Consider the following 13,650-nt stretch of genomic DNA (forward strand, 5'->3'; position numbering starts at 1 on the left):
GTCAGGGCGTTGGTCCTTTGCCGACTGTGCGCATCATCTGCCGGACGTAGAACTTTGGCGCCAGACGGTTCACCAAATTGGCGATCCGTGCGATCCGTCCGACAGGGATGTAGTCTTTACGTCGCCGATAACCTTGCAAAATCACCTGCGCCGCTGCTTCCGGCTCCATGTAGTCGATGCCATCTGAGGCTGAGCCGGGACGAACGAACCCAGCGTCAGCAGTTTCGGGTCGCCCGATATTGGTCGCAACAAAGGATGGCGCGGCGATGGAAACGCGAACCCCGTGGGCGGATTCTTCGGCGCGAAGGGACTTAAAGAACCCCTCCATCGCGTGTTTGCTGGCTGCATAGGCGGTTCGATGGATGAGCGGTGCAAAACCCGCGACGGAAGAGATTGCAAGGTGCGTTCCCTTGGCCTGCCTGATCGCCTCCAGAAAATTCTGGGCGCAAGTAACCGCAGCGAAGTAATTGATTTCGAACAGGTTTCGGTGAGATGTCATATCGCTGTCAGAAAACGCAGAAATCTGCGAGACGCCCGCATTATAAATAACCAGATCTATGGAGTCTCTTGCCGCAATGATCCGGGTGCAGGTGTCTTTGCATTGATCAGCGTCGGTCAGATCACAGGCATAGATGCTGACTTCATCCTGATTGGCAAGCGCGTCAAGCTCTGGCCCCGGTAAATCGATCAACGCCGTGTGCCAGCCGTCGGCCCTCAGCGCGGCGGACAGCGCACGGCCCAAACCGCCAGCGCCTCCGGTGATGACAGCGGTTGGTTTCATTGGGCAGCCTCCCACCAGCGATCAAACGCCTCGGCACTTGTGAATTTGGGGTGATAGCCGAATTCGCCTTTCAGCGCGGCATTGTTCAACACGGGACGGTATAGAAGGAAACGCACTTGTTCTGGCCCATAGCGCGACAAACCCAGCGGGCGGGCAATGGACAGGGCGATTTTGACCACCGCAGGGGACAGCCAACGCACCGATTTGCCCATTTGTGACGCGATCTGTGAGATGGTCAGCGCGCCGTCACCCGCAACGTTGAAAACGCCGGCAGGCCCGTCCGTGGCCGCACGAACCAGTATATCGGCCAAGTCTTCGTCCCAAATGAACACGAAAGGGCTGTCGGAGCCTTTCAAGCCCAGCAGACTGGGCTTGTGGAACAGAGCCGTTATCTGGTTTTCGACCTTGGGCCCCAATACTGTGCCCACGCGCAGAACAACCTGTTCGAGGTCGGGCGCGCTTTGTCTGGCTTCGGCCAGCATTTCTTCGACCAGCCGCTTGTGCCAGGAATAGGCAAACTCCTTATTGCCTCGTATCGTATCCGTTTCGCGCAAGGGAACCGGGTTATCGGCATGATACCCATAAGCGGCCCCCGAAGAGGTAACCACCAGACGCTTGACCCCGGCGGCAATCGCCGCACTCAGCACATTTCGGGTACCTTCGACATCAACCTGATATTCATGGTCTCTGGTCGAGCTCGGACCGGGGGTCACGATGGACGCCAGATGAACAATGGTGTCCGGTTCTTCGGCCAGAATGACGTTGAGAGGCGCGTTGCCGGTGACATCCATCCGTACGAACCGTGCATTTTTCGGCAAGTTGGCGGGCTCTTGAATATCGGTTGCAGTGATCTTGATGTCGGCCCGACCGCCCAACCGTTGCAGCAAGGCAGTTCCCACCGCACCGGCGGCCCCGGTGATCAGGATGTGGCGCATTCGGGCACCTCTCGTCTTGCGAAGAAGGCGGCCAGAGCCAACCCCGAGATTGCGTGCCAGATGCCCCAAAGTGCGGCGGCCACCGCCATTCCGCCAAGCCCTCCGAAAAAGGCGAAAATCAGGATGAGGCCAAGGCCCGAGTTCTGTATCCCAGTTTCGATTGTGACAGATCGGCGGTCGCGTTCCGACAGGTTGGCGGCCGTCGCGGTCAGATACCCGCCCATAAAAGCCAGCGCGTTATGCAGGATGACGATTCCGATGATCGCGGTCGCAAAATGTTGGAAAATTCCCCAGTTCGCAGCGAGCGCCACCAGGATGAAAGTGATGAAGATCGCCATCGAGAGCCACTGCATCGGGCGGCGGATTTTATCGGCGACGGCTGTGAAACGCGCATTGACCAGCATGCCAAGGATCAGCGGTAGGATCAGCATGAAGCCGACCGTAATGGCCACTGCGACCGGGTCGATTTCTGTCCTTTGCAGGATTTCTCGTGTTGGGGCGTAAAGATTCCCCCACAACGCAACATTAGCGGGCGTGATGATGATCGCGCCGACGGTTGCGAACGCTGTCATCGACACCGAAAGCGCCACGTTTCCGCCAGCACGGTGCGTCATGAAATTCGAGATGTTCCCTCCCGGGCAGGCCGCTACAAGGATCAGCCCCATCGCGACCGACGGTAGTGGATTGACCACCAGCAGCATCAGAAAGGTGAGTGCGGGTAGAACCAAAAACTGGGACGCCAGCCCTACAAGCAACGGTTTCGGTCCGCGCAGGATCCGGCGAAAGTCATCCATCCTAAGATCCAGCGCGATTGAGAACATCACGACGGCAAGGATGACGTTCAGCAGCTTTAGGTTGCCTGCATCGAAGTTCAGCGCGACGTCGTCGATCCCGTTCATGACTGGGCCGCTTTCAGCGCCGCGATCTGTCGGGTCACTTCACCGCGGTAGGTCGCTTTGTCGACGTAGTAAGCCATCCGGGGCAGGTCGATATAGTTCATGCCGCCAGTCGCGCGTTCGAATTTTTCGGATTTGGTCGCGTGAATGGCCTTTGCGGCAGAGTTTCCGGATCTTAGCCCTGCGATATAGCGCGCCACCATCTCGGCCTGTTCATGCCGTCCCTGCCACCCCAGACCGGATGCTTCGATCATACCCAGGACGAAAAGGTCATCGCGGGTTGGGTGCATGCAGTTCAAGTACAGGTGCGGGGCGTCGCCCTGCCAGTTCAAGTGCGACTTGTCGATAAACGGGTAGTGCAGTTTATAACCGGTCGCGGCCAGAATCATGTCGTATTCAGCACTGGTGCCATCACGGAAATGGACGGTCTTGCCGTCGAAACGTTCAACGTCAGGGCGCACCTTCAAATCGCCATGCCCGGCGTGGAATAGGATCAGCGAATTGACGACGGGATGGGACTCGTAGAGGGCGTAATCCGGTTTGGGAAAGCCATATTTCTGCGGATCACCCACGAACCATTTCAGAATTGCCCCGTCCACTTTACGTTTCAGCCACATGGGCAATTTGATCTTCCCGCCCATCGTGTCAGCCGGAACACCGAAGACGTATTTGGGTACAAAATAGTACCCCCGGCGCATCGAGATGTCACAAGACTGCCCGTGGTGAATGGCGTCAACCGCGATGTCGCAGCCCGAGTTTCCGGCCCCGATAACCAGAACCCTCTTACCTGTGAATCGCGTCGGATAACGGTAATCCGAAGCGTGGATCAACTCGCCGGTAAATTCTCCCTCAAACTTGGGTAGATTGGGTTCGGACAAGGTGCCGTTGGCGATCAGAACACCCGCAAAGATCTGGCAGTGCTCAGTGCCTGCCTTGTCGCGCCACTTCACCTCCCATCCGCCTGCGTCCAGCGGTGTGGTACTCAGGACCTCGGCACCAAAATGATAGTGCTGGTACAGGTCAAATGCGTTCGCGAAGTCGTGGAAATACGTCTTGAGCTCGCGATGTGATGGATACTCCGCCGTTTCTTCCTGCATAGGGAAGTCGGTGAATTCGGTCATTTTCTTAGACGATATGAGGTGGGCGGTCTCGTACATCGTAGACCGAGGGGCATCGATGTTCCACAGACCACCCACATCATCAGCCAATTCAAATCCTTGAAATGGCACTCCCTGCTCGACAAGTGTCTTGGCCATCGCCAGACCCATGGGCCCAGCTCCGATCAGAGCAAAACACTCTTCCGGGCGGGCCTTCACCGTGACCGGCTGGCCCGCTCCGACTTGCACCTGTTCCATCCGTCTCTCCTCCTGCGACATTATTTATCTTGAACGATCGTTCGAAATAAGGCAAATTAGTTTTTGAAATGGCACAACACGCTGTAAAAGAAAGAAAAAGGGCGCCCTCGCAGCGATCCATTGCGGCACGAGAACGTATTCTTGACGCTGCGGAACTTGTCTTTGCCGAGCAGGGATTCGACGGTGCCTCGATTCGCGACATCGCCGAACGGGCGCAGGTTCAGAAGGCCAACGTGAACTTTCACGGTGGTCCAAAGGATGAGCTTTTTGAACGCATCGTGGCACGCCGCGCCAGCGAGCTATCGCAAGAGCGTCGTGAAGCCATCAGCCGATTGGAGGATCGCGGCGATTGGGACGCCGCGGACCTGATGTCAGCCTTCATGCGGCCGCTGTTGACCCGCGCATTCAGTAATGACCCGCAGTGGCTGGCGTACGCGCGCATTGTGGCGATTGTTTCCGCTGATGCGCGCTGGCATGCGCTGGCCAAAACCCATTTTGATCCCGTCGCTTCGCTGGTCGTTCACAAGCTGTGCACAAAATATCCCAAGGCCGACCCGGCGAACGTTGCCGGGGCGTTGGTCTTTTCAGTGTCGTCCATGCTGGCGTTGTGCACGTCGGAGTGGCGGATTGGGGCACTTTCCGGCCCTGACCAAAAACGCGACGCCGAGGGCGCAATCGGGAACCTGTTGCAGTTCTGTCATGCTGGGCTCGCCGGTGTTTTGAACCCGTCGCGGTAATCTTGGAACGATCACAACACTTCGCCCCAACCCGCTCAACTTGAAGTTACGCATGGGACCAAATCAAATGGTCGCATGCGTTATTATCTAGTGATTATCCAAGTTTATCGATTGGGAGCGTGGGGTGACATGACAGAGAAAAGGGACCGCCTGACCGCGGAGGAGGCGAGGGGGCTGCGGACGGCCAAAGAGCTTGAGGCGCATCTGGCCTGGTTGGACACGTTCACGCCAGCCGCTTTGGGTGTTTTGGCGATCGCTTAGGGAATCTACACTTACCTTGGTGTTTCGTTACTGTTGGAAGACAATGGCGCGGTAATCTTTTTCGCAGCGGTCGCATACTCGATCGCGGTGTCCGTCGGCATCTTTTTGTTCTGGAGCCATATGCTGCGGTTACTTCCGTCGATTTGCACGGCCAGCGGTTCGTTGGCCTGACGTTGTCGACGATCGTTGGATCCGTTGCAATTATAGCCATGTCCAGCTGGCTTAACGCCACTGCACTGGCTGGTGCCGCAGCGGTCGAACAGCACTTGGAAAACACCGTGCGCGACTACCAGGCAGCGCTTGAGCAAGCGCATGACATTGCACTTAGCGGTCAGGCGCTGGGGCAAGAGGTCGAGCGCGCGCGTCAAAGCTTCGAAGATCTGGCTGAGCTGGAGTAAGCCGGTGATCTGCGGCGTGTCCTTCTGATGAGTGGTCAGATCGAAACGGGCGATGCCGAAAGGTTCGAAACTTATTTGTCCGAGATGCAAGAACAACCCGACATGGTCGCGCTGCTCAGCCCGGGCGGCCACGTGTCCGAAGCTTTGTTGATCGGCGCGCAGATTCGCGAGACCGGGTTGTCATCGGCTGTACAGCCGGGCGCGGTCTGCACGTCCGCCTGTCCATATGTTCTGGCCGATGGGGTCGCGCGTATCGTGTCATTGCAAGGCATTGTCGGACTTCATCAGCATTACTAAGACCAACCACGCCTGATCCCCGTGGTCTTTGCCGTTGAAAGCATCCAAAAGGGGCAAGGCGAAGCAATGCAGCAACTGATCGAATTGGGCGTCGATCCTGCTTTGATGCTTTATTCTCTGAACACGCCGCCGGATCAGATCTAGGCCCTTGTAGAAGATGAGCTGGCAAGCACCGGTATTGCAACGCAAATTCTGGAATAGAGCAAAGGCCGGACCAGCGGGCCGTTCTTATCAATTCTGCAAGGCAGAGATGAGCGCCTCGGCCAGCGGTAACGAGGAATATCCGTGCCGGGAGGGCGTCAAACCCAACCGCACAACGACCATGTCTTGGGATGGGAATACACCGATGAACTGCCCGTCATGCCCCTGAAGCCAGACGGCGTCCTCATAGGGCGGCAACCCTCCCGGAGAGTCCAGCCACAGATGACCTTTGGCATACATCCCGTCAGATGCGGCAACCGGCTCAAACATCCAGTCCGTAAAGCCCTCGGGCAGGATTTGTTGGTCGTTCCATTCGCCTTTCTGCAATAGCAGTTGCCCAAAACGCGCCCAGTCACGCGCAGTGGCATACATATAGCTGGACCCGACAAATGTGTCCGCCGCGTCGGTCTCGAGCACGACGGATGTCATGCCCAATGGTTCGAACAGAGCCTCTTGCGGATAGGTTAGGCTGCCATCGGTCAGCTTGTTCTGCCAGACGCGCGACAAGGCTGTGGTCGTCCCCGATGAGTAGTTGAAGTCCGCCCCAACCTCACTTTCCGCCGGACGGCCCGAGACAAAACCTGCCATGTCATCATTAAGATACAGCATCTTGGTCACGTCCGAGACGTCGCCATATTCTTCATTCCATTGCAGACCGCTGGACATGGCCAGCATGTCCTTAAGGGTGATGTTTTTGCGTCCGTCCTGTGCCCAGTCCGGATAACTGTCGGTCAGCGTATCCTCCAGCGACATCTGGCCGGATTTGATCAGGGTACCGATCAAGCCCGCAGTAACCGTCTTGGTCATCGACCACCCAAGCAAAGGCGTGTTTTCGTCAAACCCCTCCGCATAGGTCTCGCCAACGATACGCCCACCCCGCACGACAACCACGGCGCGGTATCCTTCGCCCAGAAGGGTGCTATCTGCCAGGATACGCGCAACTTCAGGATCTTGTGACAATTGAACTTCGTCGCCGGCGGGCCAGAGACCAGTAGGCAAGGGCTCGATTGCGGCTAAGGTCGCAGTGCTGAGTGTCGCGTCATGGATATTGGTGCAGCCAAGCCCCTCGCGATATTGCGAGGTCGCGGGGGCAAAGAACCGGAATATCCGCGCTGTCACGGTTTGGGCCTCGGCGTCCACGTCGATCGATATCTGCTTAAGCAATGGATGCCCCGGGGCCTGAACATCGACGGTCAAAACCTCTTCCGGGTCGCGCCCGGCAATGAAGACATTGGAGCAGACGATCTTGGCCGAATAGTTTGTTCCCACCTTCAAAAGGTCAGGCGGGGCGATCAGCAGATAGCCCACAATTGCGACGACACCCAGAATAAGCGTGCCCGCGATAATTTTCAGCGCTTTGATGATCAATCGATTTTCTGAACCGGTCGTACCGGCCCCCTCCCGTTTCTCTCCGGATTTCGTCCGAGTTAAGAGCGTATCGGCTTTGGTTGCCACCTTTCCGTCGCGTAGGTTCCGACCAAATGCGCCCGTCGACCCGCCCTTGTCGTAGCACTTGGCCAAAGCTTTGGTGTCGTCCTTGATGGTGACATGTCCCGTCGGTGACGCCGGTAACTGGACCAGCAATTGCGATTTTCCGAGCGTAGCTAGGTGACTGGCTATGATGCGCCGACCTTTGACAACATCAGTGGGGTGCGTCAGGCGGCCGAGGCCAGGTGGGTCAGTGGTGCAGGGAACTACAACCGTATCCGTTGATTTTGATCGCCAAGCTGATTTTTTTCGGCCGGTGATCCCGAGGGCGCCCAGCAGGTGTTGATCGAGGCGCGCCAGCACCAGAAACTAACAAACGAAGGCTGGGCGCAGGTCGAAACGGACCGGGTTCAGGCGTGTTTACTGCTGCTGCAAGAGGCCGCGAATTAGCGGACACGCCAATCAAAACCCGCTGACGCGTTCAACTAACCAGTACAGCGACACGCAGCCGATGGTATATCCGGTGACGGGTACTGCGACGACGCCAGCCTTTTGCGAAATCGTTGGCAGCGCAAGACGCCATAACAGGATCAGGCCCGACAGTGCGGCGATGAACAGAAGCTGACCGGTCTCGACCCCGATGTTGAAGGCCAGCAGTGCCGCGAAGATATCCTCTGTTGGAACTCCGATATCGGCCAGCGCGCCAGCAAATCCCAGTCCGTGCAACAATCCGAAGCAAAAGCAGACGATCCAGGGATATTGTTCGGACAGGCGCAGCTCACCATCCTTTCGGTTGAGGATTTCCAAAGCGAGGAACACGATCGACAAGGCGATCACGGCTTCGACCGGTGGACCGGGCACGTTCAGAACGCCCAGCGTGGCAAGCGCCAGCGTAATGGAATGCGCGACGGTAAAGGCTGTAACCGCCCCGACCAACCGCCATGGGTCGCGCACCAGCACAAATAAAGCGAAAACAAACAGAAGGTGATCCCAACCCTCCAGGATATGCTCGAACCCAAGGCGGAAGTAACTGCTCAGAACCGACCAGGTCGTTGGCTGTTCTGGTATGATCAAAGCAGGCGTCTCGGGTGTGAACCGCAAGGTGGAGGGTTCCGACGATATGGGTTGGATGCGCAGCAGAACGTCGTTTCGTTGTTGCTCCAGCCCTTCAATGGTGATGGTGTGACCGGCGATATCCTCCTCGCACTCAAGAACCCAGGTCGTGATCCAAGCTGTTCCGTCGGATCGTGGCTCGGGTCCTCGGTTTTGGGCACATTGAGCGGGTAGTATGGCATCGATACCCATGGGGCGGCCATTCACATCAGGCTTGCGCCATAACACTTGCCAGGTGTTGCTCGCCAATTGCCGCAGGTCCAAATAACCGGGGTCAAGTGCATGTGCATGTCCCGCTTGTGCGGCGAACATCAGCCAGCCCGAGAATAACAGGCAAAAGAGCCGCTTCATTCGACCGCCTTGTCCATGTCGGGTGTTTCGACCTGGTAATTCGACGCCAGGCTTTCATATTGTGCCTGCGCCAGATCCGACCCGGCTTCGCGGCGCCATTCCAGTAAAACGGTATCGCGGATATCTTCCAGCTTTGGCAATATGGGTTCTTGTTTGTCCGTAACACGAACCACGTGGATGCCATATGCGGATCGGACAGGGCCGGACCAGCTGCCTGGCTCCAACGAATTCAGAGCCGCCGAAAAGCCAGTGCCAAAGTTTGCGTCCACCACGCGCACTACTGTCAGAGGCATCGACTTTGGAAGCAAAGTTGTCGGTCCGATGCTGCTCCAGTCCTGCTGAGTGTTTGCAGCCTCGATCGTGCGTTCGATGGCATCCGGATCAGCGTTCTCGCCCAGATAGATCTGGTCAAAAGCGATCTGTGGCGGTTTGGTGAACCGTTCCGGGTTTTCGTTTAGAAAGGTCTGCAACACTTCGGGCTCGGGCTCGATCGAAGCTGCGATTGCGTCAGTCAGAAAATCCATCTTCTGCGCCAGACGTGCACGGATGACCTGATCACCTTGATCCAGCCCAAGCTTGCGTGCTTCGCGCACAAGAACTTCTTCGCGGATCGCCCCGTCAATCAGGGCCTGTAACTCATCTTCCGTCGGTGGGCGGTTCCAGCTGTTTTGGAAACGTGTTTTCAGTAGGGCGACATCGTTACCATCGACTGTGATCGTGTCGGTTTCTTCAACGATGTCCTGTTGCGGGGAAATCCATGCAAACCAACCGAAAATGGCAACCCCGATCAAAATGAAGTGGACTAAAGGTTGTTTTAAAATTTGCATGCGGGTTCTCAATGTCGTGTCGCAATATTGCCGGGCGGGGTTGGCCGCCCGGCAATGTCTTTAGTGTATTGTTCGGTTACTCGCTAGGAGTGTACCAGATCGGCGAGGAGTATGCGCGCTCCTGATGAACCAGTTGCGCCTCTTCCGGCAATTCAATACCGAACCGGACCTTGTCGTACAGGACCCAACGGGGTGTGGGAATTTCAAGCGCCCGGACATAGTAGAAGGCCCGCGCATTTGGATCAAAGTCTGGATCGGCCCAAACCGACACAAGCTCGGCGGTGCCAATCGTGTTACTCCAGCTGGCGGTTTCGATATCGACGGTGTTGCCGACAGCCGGGACTTTGCCGTTTTCATCAGCAGCCCGGTCATCCGACCATGCAACGTCGTAGACTTTCTCGTGCAATTCTCCTTCGCCATCGAGCCACCCTTTTACGACCTGTACCCGGTCCAGATTGGCCCCAACCGGATCGCGTAGCGCTGCAATCAGGAATGAAGGCGCTCCATCACCTTCGTTAGGGCGTAAGTCCGAGCCCATCGGAACGCCTTTGGTGTAGCCAACGTCCGCAAGGAACCGGGTCTCAAGATCTGCTTCGTCAAATTCCCATCCACCAAAGAACCGCAGACCGATCCGAGGACCAGTCGTGGCATAGGTTTCACGCCGTTTGAAAGCATCAAAGATCGCCGAACGCGTGTTCTCGGTGGCCCAGACGGCAGTGTAACCAGATGCGACAAGAAGGTCGCCGGGGATTTCGCCAAGATCATTGGCGATGAAGGGGTGCTGGATTCTTGTGGCCGACGGTTCAACGCTGACGGATTTTCCGAAAAAGTTGTCCTCTTCAGCTGTTGCCAGCGATGTGTGGCTGTCTGTTGCCCCACCCATTCCGAACTTATAAGGGTTCACCCCGAATTTTTCTTCCAGCATCAGGCCACGTTTCAAGGCTTCCCTGGCATATTCACCGGCCAGCATGTCCTCTGTTTTCAGCTCGGTAATATCGAGGTTGCCGACGTCCCAGTTTTCATAGTCCGCAAATTCGTCTTCCGGGCTAAGGAAGGGGTGTGCTTCTCCGTCGCCTTTGATTTGGGTGACCTCATAATGCGGCTCCCACTTGGCGCGGTTCTGCACGTATTCTTCGTCTACCTTGCCGCCGTGATAAGTATCCTCAGTGGGGAACATCCAGCCATTTGACAGGTTGCCATTATGTGCAAAAGCAACCGCGCGACCGCCGGTTTTACCCTGATATTCTTCAAGCCACGCATAAAGCGCCTTGGGGTCGGTGTCGCCGTAAGGAGGCTGAGTCACCGGCGGCACCATTTGCAGTGCCCGAATTGGTCCGTCACGTAGCATGACATTGCGGTGCAGGTTGAATCCCTTGGGAACGGACGTCCATTCAAACCCAATAAAGGCGGTGAAATTGCCGGGGTCGTTATGCCGTTCCGCTGCCATAACGATGTTTTCCCATGTAAATGCGAATGCGTCCGCGCCTGGGCTGTATGACTCAAGTAGGATTTCCGGCAGGGTCATTTGAGAGAAATTAGTAATAATGTCGAAGGCCGCTTTCCCGGCTTCTTCACCACCCGCCTTGTAACCTTCGTACCACTCCAAGCCTTTTGGGTCACCAATAACGCCAGGTTTACCGGCCTGCAGGTCCGGGGCGAAACCCATCAAATCAGTATGATCCGTCAGCACCATCCAATCCAGGGGCCGCGCCAGCCTGACGGCCTGACCGGTCGACGAAATAACCTGTTCCCCCTTTGCAAACCGCCATGCTTCGTCGGGCAACAAAGTGTTCCCGAACGCGCCCGCATCTAGCGACAATCCGGTGTGTAGGTGTGTATCACCCCAAAGCGGCCGTTCGGGGAACGATCGGTTGGCGTAGGGCGAATAAGGGCGGTCTGCAAAGGTGCCCTCGGCAGCCTCTTTGCTGGGGACCGCGTCTGCCCAAACAAGCGCTGGTAGTGTCAGCAAAGAGATCAAACAGGTTGTAAGTCGAAGCATTGAATCCTCCCCAGGTCTTCGCGCTAATCGAATATCGTAAATTCAGTATATTCATTTCTTATAATGTATTGAGCGAGTTTTGGTACTGATTTTTCTACCATGAGACCTGCGTCCAGTGCAGGCTGGTACCCCGCATGGCGGTACCCGCGGTCAGAGTACCTCACCGCCATCGACCGTTTCGCACGGCGGCCACATGCGTGCCCGCCCTCGACATACACTGCGCGAACGTATGCGCCGAAAAGGTAGTACGCGCCGGGATGGGTGAGTTTGTCCTGTTCGTTGAGAACGGCAACCTTCCCGTCGATCAGGCATTCCCGGCAAAATCCGTTGACTTAGAATGCTGGATGCGAGGCGCCAGTGGACGCAGCGGCGGACGCCGATATCCAAAGCGGTAAGGATTTTCGTACTGCAACATCATCGTAGCGGCGCAAAATGCGGATTGCCAAAAAAGGTAGGGCTGTAATCGGCGCGCACGGCACAAGTTTGAGGTTGCTGACTAGTGCCCATCGCGGGCAGATTGATTTCCAGGACAAAGGGACGGACCAGCCAATGACACAACAATCCACGGGCATGGCTGTCTTTTTGACCGGCAGTCTGATGCGGCATGTGACCCGAATGTCGCTGACCACCAGCATTGGTCTTATGGCAATCTTTGCCGTGGATTTCGTGGACATGGTGTTCATCTCAATGCTGGGCAATGACGCCTTGGCCGCAGCGGTCGGCTATGCGGGCACGCTTTTGTTTTTCACCAACTCGATCAATGTGGGGCTGTCCATCGCAGCCGGGGCTCTAGTCGCCCGCGAGTTGGGGGCCGGGCGGCCCGAAAAAGCCCGGCAATTTGGGACCAGCGTTGCCCTTCTTGGGATTCTGATTGGGTTGATTGTGTCTGCTATCGTCATGATCAATATCAAGTTTTTTCTGTCCTTGCTGGGCGCGCAGGGCGAAGTTCTGCAACTGGCCGCACGGTATGTCAGCATCATTCTGCCAACCATGTGGGTTATGGCAGTGGCAATGACTGGTATGGCCGTGCTGCGTGCGCATGGCGATGCGCGCCGATCCATGCAGGCCACGATTTACGGCGGGCTGGCCAACGCGATTTTGGATCCGATCCTGATTTTCGCTGTCGGTCTTGGCCTGGACGGGGCGGCGATTGCCTCGGTTATTGCACGTATCTGTATGTTGATAGCGGCGGTCCGGCCCGCAGTGCGCGTGCACCATGGATTTGCGCGACCGTCGCTGAGGCAAGTGATGGATGACCTCCAACCGGTTCGGGCGATTGCAATACCGGCAGTTCTGACCAATGTCGCCACGCCGGTCGGCAACGCCATCGTGATCCGTGAGGTTGCACAGTTTGGAACAGACGCCGTGGCTGGCATGGCGGTAATAGGGCGGTTGATGCCTGTCGCATTCTCCGTGGTATTTGCTCTATCCGGGGCGATAGGCCCGATTGTCGGGCAGAACTTTGGGGCAGGGCAGTATGACAGGGTGAAGGGCGCGTTCCTGGCGGGCGTGAAATTTACTGCCGTCTATGTGGTTCTGATGGCTGCGGTGCTGTTCGTCCTGCGTGCCCCCATCGCCGACTTGTTTCAGGCCCAAGGCGAGACGCGGGCGCTGATCTATCTGTTTTGCGGGCCGCTGGCCCTTGCGTCCTTCTTCAACGGGGTGATCTTTGTTGCGAATGCCAGCTTCAACAACCTTGGCTATCCCATTTACTCCACGTGGGTTAACTGGGGGCGACATACGCTGGGCACGTGGCCATTTGCAGTGGCCGGAGCCTATTTCGCAGGCGCTCCGGGAGTGTTGTTGGGGCAGGCGCTGGGCGGTGTGATATTTGCTGTAATCTGCTGGGTAATGGTGCGCCGCGTTGTCTCGGGCCTGACTGCGCCATCAGAGGTCGATCCTTTTGCCGGGCAAAGCCGGCTGCAATCCCTGTTCGGGCGCAGGGGGTGGTGAGCCTTCCCAGCGCGTTTGAATACCAACGTTTTTGGTCACCAGAGGCAGTTTTCGTCTCCTTTGTCGCAACAAAGACATCCTCATTTGCCAATTCATGAATTCGTTGTAAGCTGAGCTT

At 56.9% G+C, this 13,650-nt stretch carries 11 protein-coding genes and 1 pseudogene; 4 read left to right on the top strand and 8 right to left on the bottom strand.

What is annotated here, in order from left to right; genetic code table 11:
- Position 1: 1 nt before the first annotated feature.
- From AC2FGC_RS16965 to AC2FGC_RS16980, 4 genes are read right to left on the bottom strand one after another with little or no spacing between them, the layout of a single operon-like run.
- Positions 2-781: an SDR family NAD(P)-dependent oxidoreductase gene (locus AC2FGC_RS16965; protein WP_496722026.1), complete on the bottom strand. Its 780-nt coding sequence runs from the start codon at positions 779-781 to the stop codon at positions 2-4.
- Positions 778-1,716, bottom strand: a complete 939-nt coding sequence (locus AC2FGC_RS16970; protein WP_496722028.1) for an SDR family oxidoreductase — start codon at positions 1,714-1,716, stop codon at positions 778-780. The genes AC2FGC_RS16965 and AC2FGC_RS16970 overlap by 4 nt, the downstream gene beginning before the upstream one ends.
- Positions 1,701-2,615 carry a bile acid:sodium symporter family protein gene (locus AC2FGC_RS16975; protein WP_282150874.1) on the bottom strand — a complete coding sequence of 305 codons (915 nt, stop codon included), beginning with the start codon at positions 2,613-2,615 and terminating at the stop codon, positions 1,701-1,703. Before AC2FGC_RS16975 ends, AC2FGC_RS16970 begins: the two co-directional genes overlap by 16 nt.
- Positions 2,612-3,967, bottom strand: coding sequence for a flavin-containing monooxygenase (locus tag AC2FGC_RS16980; RefSeq protein WP_496782952.1), 1,356 nt, complete (start codon positions 3,965-3,967; stop codon positions 2,612-2,614). Before AC2FGC_RS16980 ends, AC2FGC_RS16975 begins: the two co-directional genes overlap by 4 nt.
- A 68-nt stretch (positions 3,968-4,035) precedes the next feature.
- Between AC2FGC_RS16980 and AC2FGC_RS16985 the strand changes: the two genes are divergently transcribed.
- The 3 genes and pseudogenes from AC2FGC_RS16985 to AC2FGC_RS16995 all read left to right on the top strand — a co-directional run bounded on the left by AC2FGC_RS16985 (position 4,036) and on the right by AC2FGC_RS16995 (position 5,660).
- Positions 4,036-4,704 carry a TetR/AcrR family transcriptional regulator gene (locus AC2FGC_RS16985; protein ID WP_496780479.1) on the top strand — a complete coding sequence of 223 codons (669 nt, stop codon included), beginning with the start codon at positions 4,036-4,038 and terminating at the stop codon, positions 4,702-4,704.
- Between the two features lie 129 nt (positions 4,705-4,833).
- Positions 4,834-5,360, top strand: a pseudogene (locus AC2FGC_RS16990) (hypothetical protein); the annotation flags it as partial.
- A gap of 30 nt (positions 5,361-5,390) precedes the next feature.
- The gene (locus tag AC2FGC_RS16995) at positions 5,391-5,660 is read left to right on the top strand and encodes a hypothetical protein (RefSeq protein WP_496722034.1); all 270 of its coding nucleotides are present in this window, start codon (positions 5,391-5,393) and stop codon (positions 5,658-5,660) included.
- Positions 5,661-5,891: 231 nt separating this feature from the next.
- Here AC2FGC_RS16995 and AC2FGC_RS17000 read toward each other — a convergent pair whose 3' ends face one another.
- The 4 genes from AC2FGC_RS17000 to AC2FGC_RS17015 form a co-directional block, all read right to left on the bottom strand.
- The gene (locus AC2FGC_RS17000) at positions 5,892-7,445 is read right to left on the bottom strand and encodes a serine hydrolase domain-containing protein (protein WP_496722038.1); all 1,554 of its coding nucleotides are present in this window, start codon (positions 7,443-7,445) and stop codon (positions 5,892-5,894) included.
- A 306-nt stretch (positions 7,446-7,751) separates the two neighbouring features.
- Positions 7,752-8,753 carry a HupE/UreJ family protein gene (locus tag AC2FGC_RS17005; RefSeq protein ID WP_496722040.1) on the bottom strand — a complete coding sequence of 334 codons (1,002 nt, stop codon included), beginning with the start codon at positions 8,751-8,753 and terminating at the stop codon, positions 7,752-7,754.
- Entirely contained in the window at positions 8,750-9,580 is an 831-nt protein-coding gene (locus AC2FGC_RS17010; RefSeq protein WP_496782954.1) for a peptidyl-prolyl cis-trans isomerase, read from the bottom strand. The genes AC2FGC_RS17005 and AC2FGC_RS17010 overlap by 4 nt, the downstream gene beginning before the upstream one ends.
- Positions 9,581-9,656: 76 nt before the next feature.
- Positions 9,657-11,579, bottom strand: coding sequence for a DUF3604 domain-containing protein (locus tag AC2FGC_RS17015; protein ID WP_496722044.1), 1,923 nt, complete (start codon positions 11,577-11,579; stop codon positions 9,657-9,659).
- Between the two features lie 549 nt (positions 11,580-12,128).
- Here AC2FGC_RS17015 and AC2FGC_RS17020 point away from each other — a divergent pair.
- On the top strand, positions 12,129-13,532 hold the full coding sequence (locus tag AC2FGC_RS17020; protein ID WP_496782956.1) for an MATE family efflux transporter: 1,404 nt from the start codon (positions 12,129-12,131) through the stop codon (positions 13,530-13,532).
- Positions 13,533-13,650 lie beyond the last annotated feature (118 nt).

This window comes from Ruegeria sp. CDSC054 (assembly GCF_059610645.1).

Bases quoted from the DNA above. Each gene is read 5' to 3' on its own strand.
- AC2FGC_RS16965 (WP_496722026.1), bottom strand. From the start codon at position 781: ATGAAACCAACCGCTGTCATCACCGGAGGCGCTGGCGGTTTGGGCCGT.
- AC2FGC_RS16970 (WP_496722028.1), bottom strand. From the start codon at position 1,716: ATGCGCCACATCCTGATCACCGGGGCCGCCGGTGCGGTGGGAACTGCC.
- AC2FGC_RS16975 (WP_282150874.1), bottom strand. From the start codon at position 2,615: ATGAACGGGATCGACGACGTCGCGCTGAACTTCGATGCAGGCAACCTA.
- AC2FGC_RS16980 (WP_496782952.1), bottom strand. From the start codon at position 3,967: ATGGAACAGGTGCAAGTCGGAGCGGGCCAGCCGGTCACGGTGAAGGCC.
- AC2FGC_RS16985 (WP_496780479.1), top strand. From the start codon at position 4,036: ATGGCACAACACGCTGTAAAAGAAAGAAAAAGGGCGCCCTCGCAGCGA.
- AC2FGC_RS16995 (WP_496722034.1), top strand. From the start codon at position 5,391: ATGAGTGGTCAGATCGAAACGGGCGATGCCGAAAGGTTCGAAACTTAT.
- AC2FGC_RS17005 (WP_496722040.1), bottom strand. From the start codon at position 8,753: ATGAAGCGGCTCTTTTGCCTGTTATTCTCGGGCTGGCTGATGTTCGCC.
- AC2FGC_RS17010 (WP_496782954.1), bottom strand. From the start codon at position 9,580: ATGCAAATTTTAAAACAACCTTTAGTCCACTTCATTTTGATCGGGGTT.
- AC2FGC_RS17015 (WP_496722044.1), bottom strand. From the start codon at position 11,579: ATGCTTCGACTTACAACCTGTTTGATCTCTTTGCTGACACTACCAGCG.
- AC2FGC_RS17020 (WP_496782956.1), top strand. From the start codon at position 12,129: ATGACACAACAATCCACGGGCATGGCTGTCTTTTTGACCGGCAGTCTG.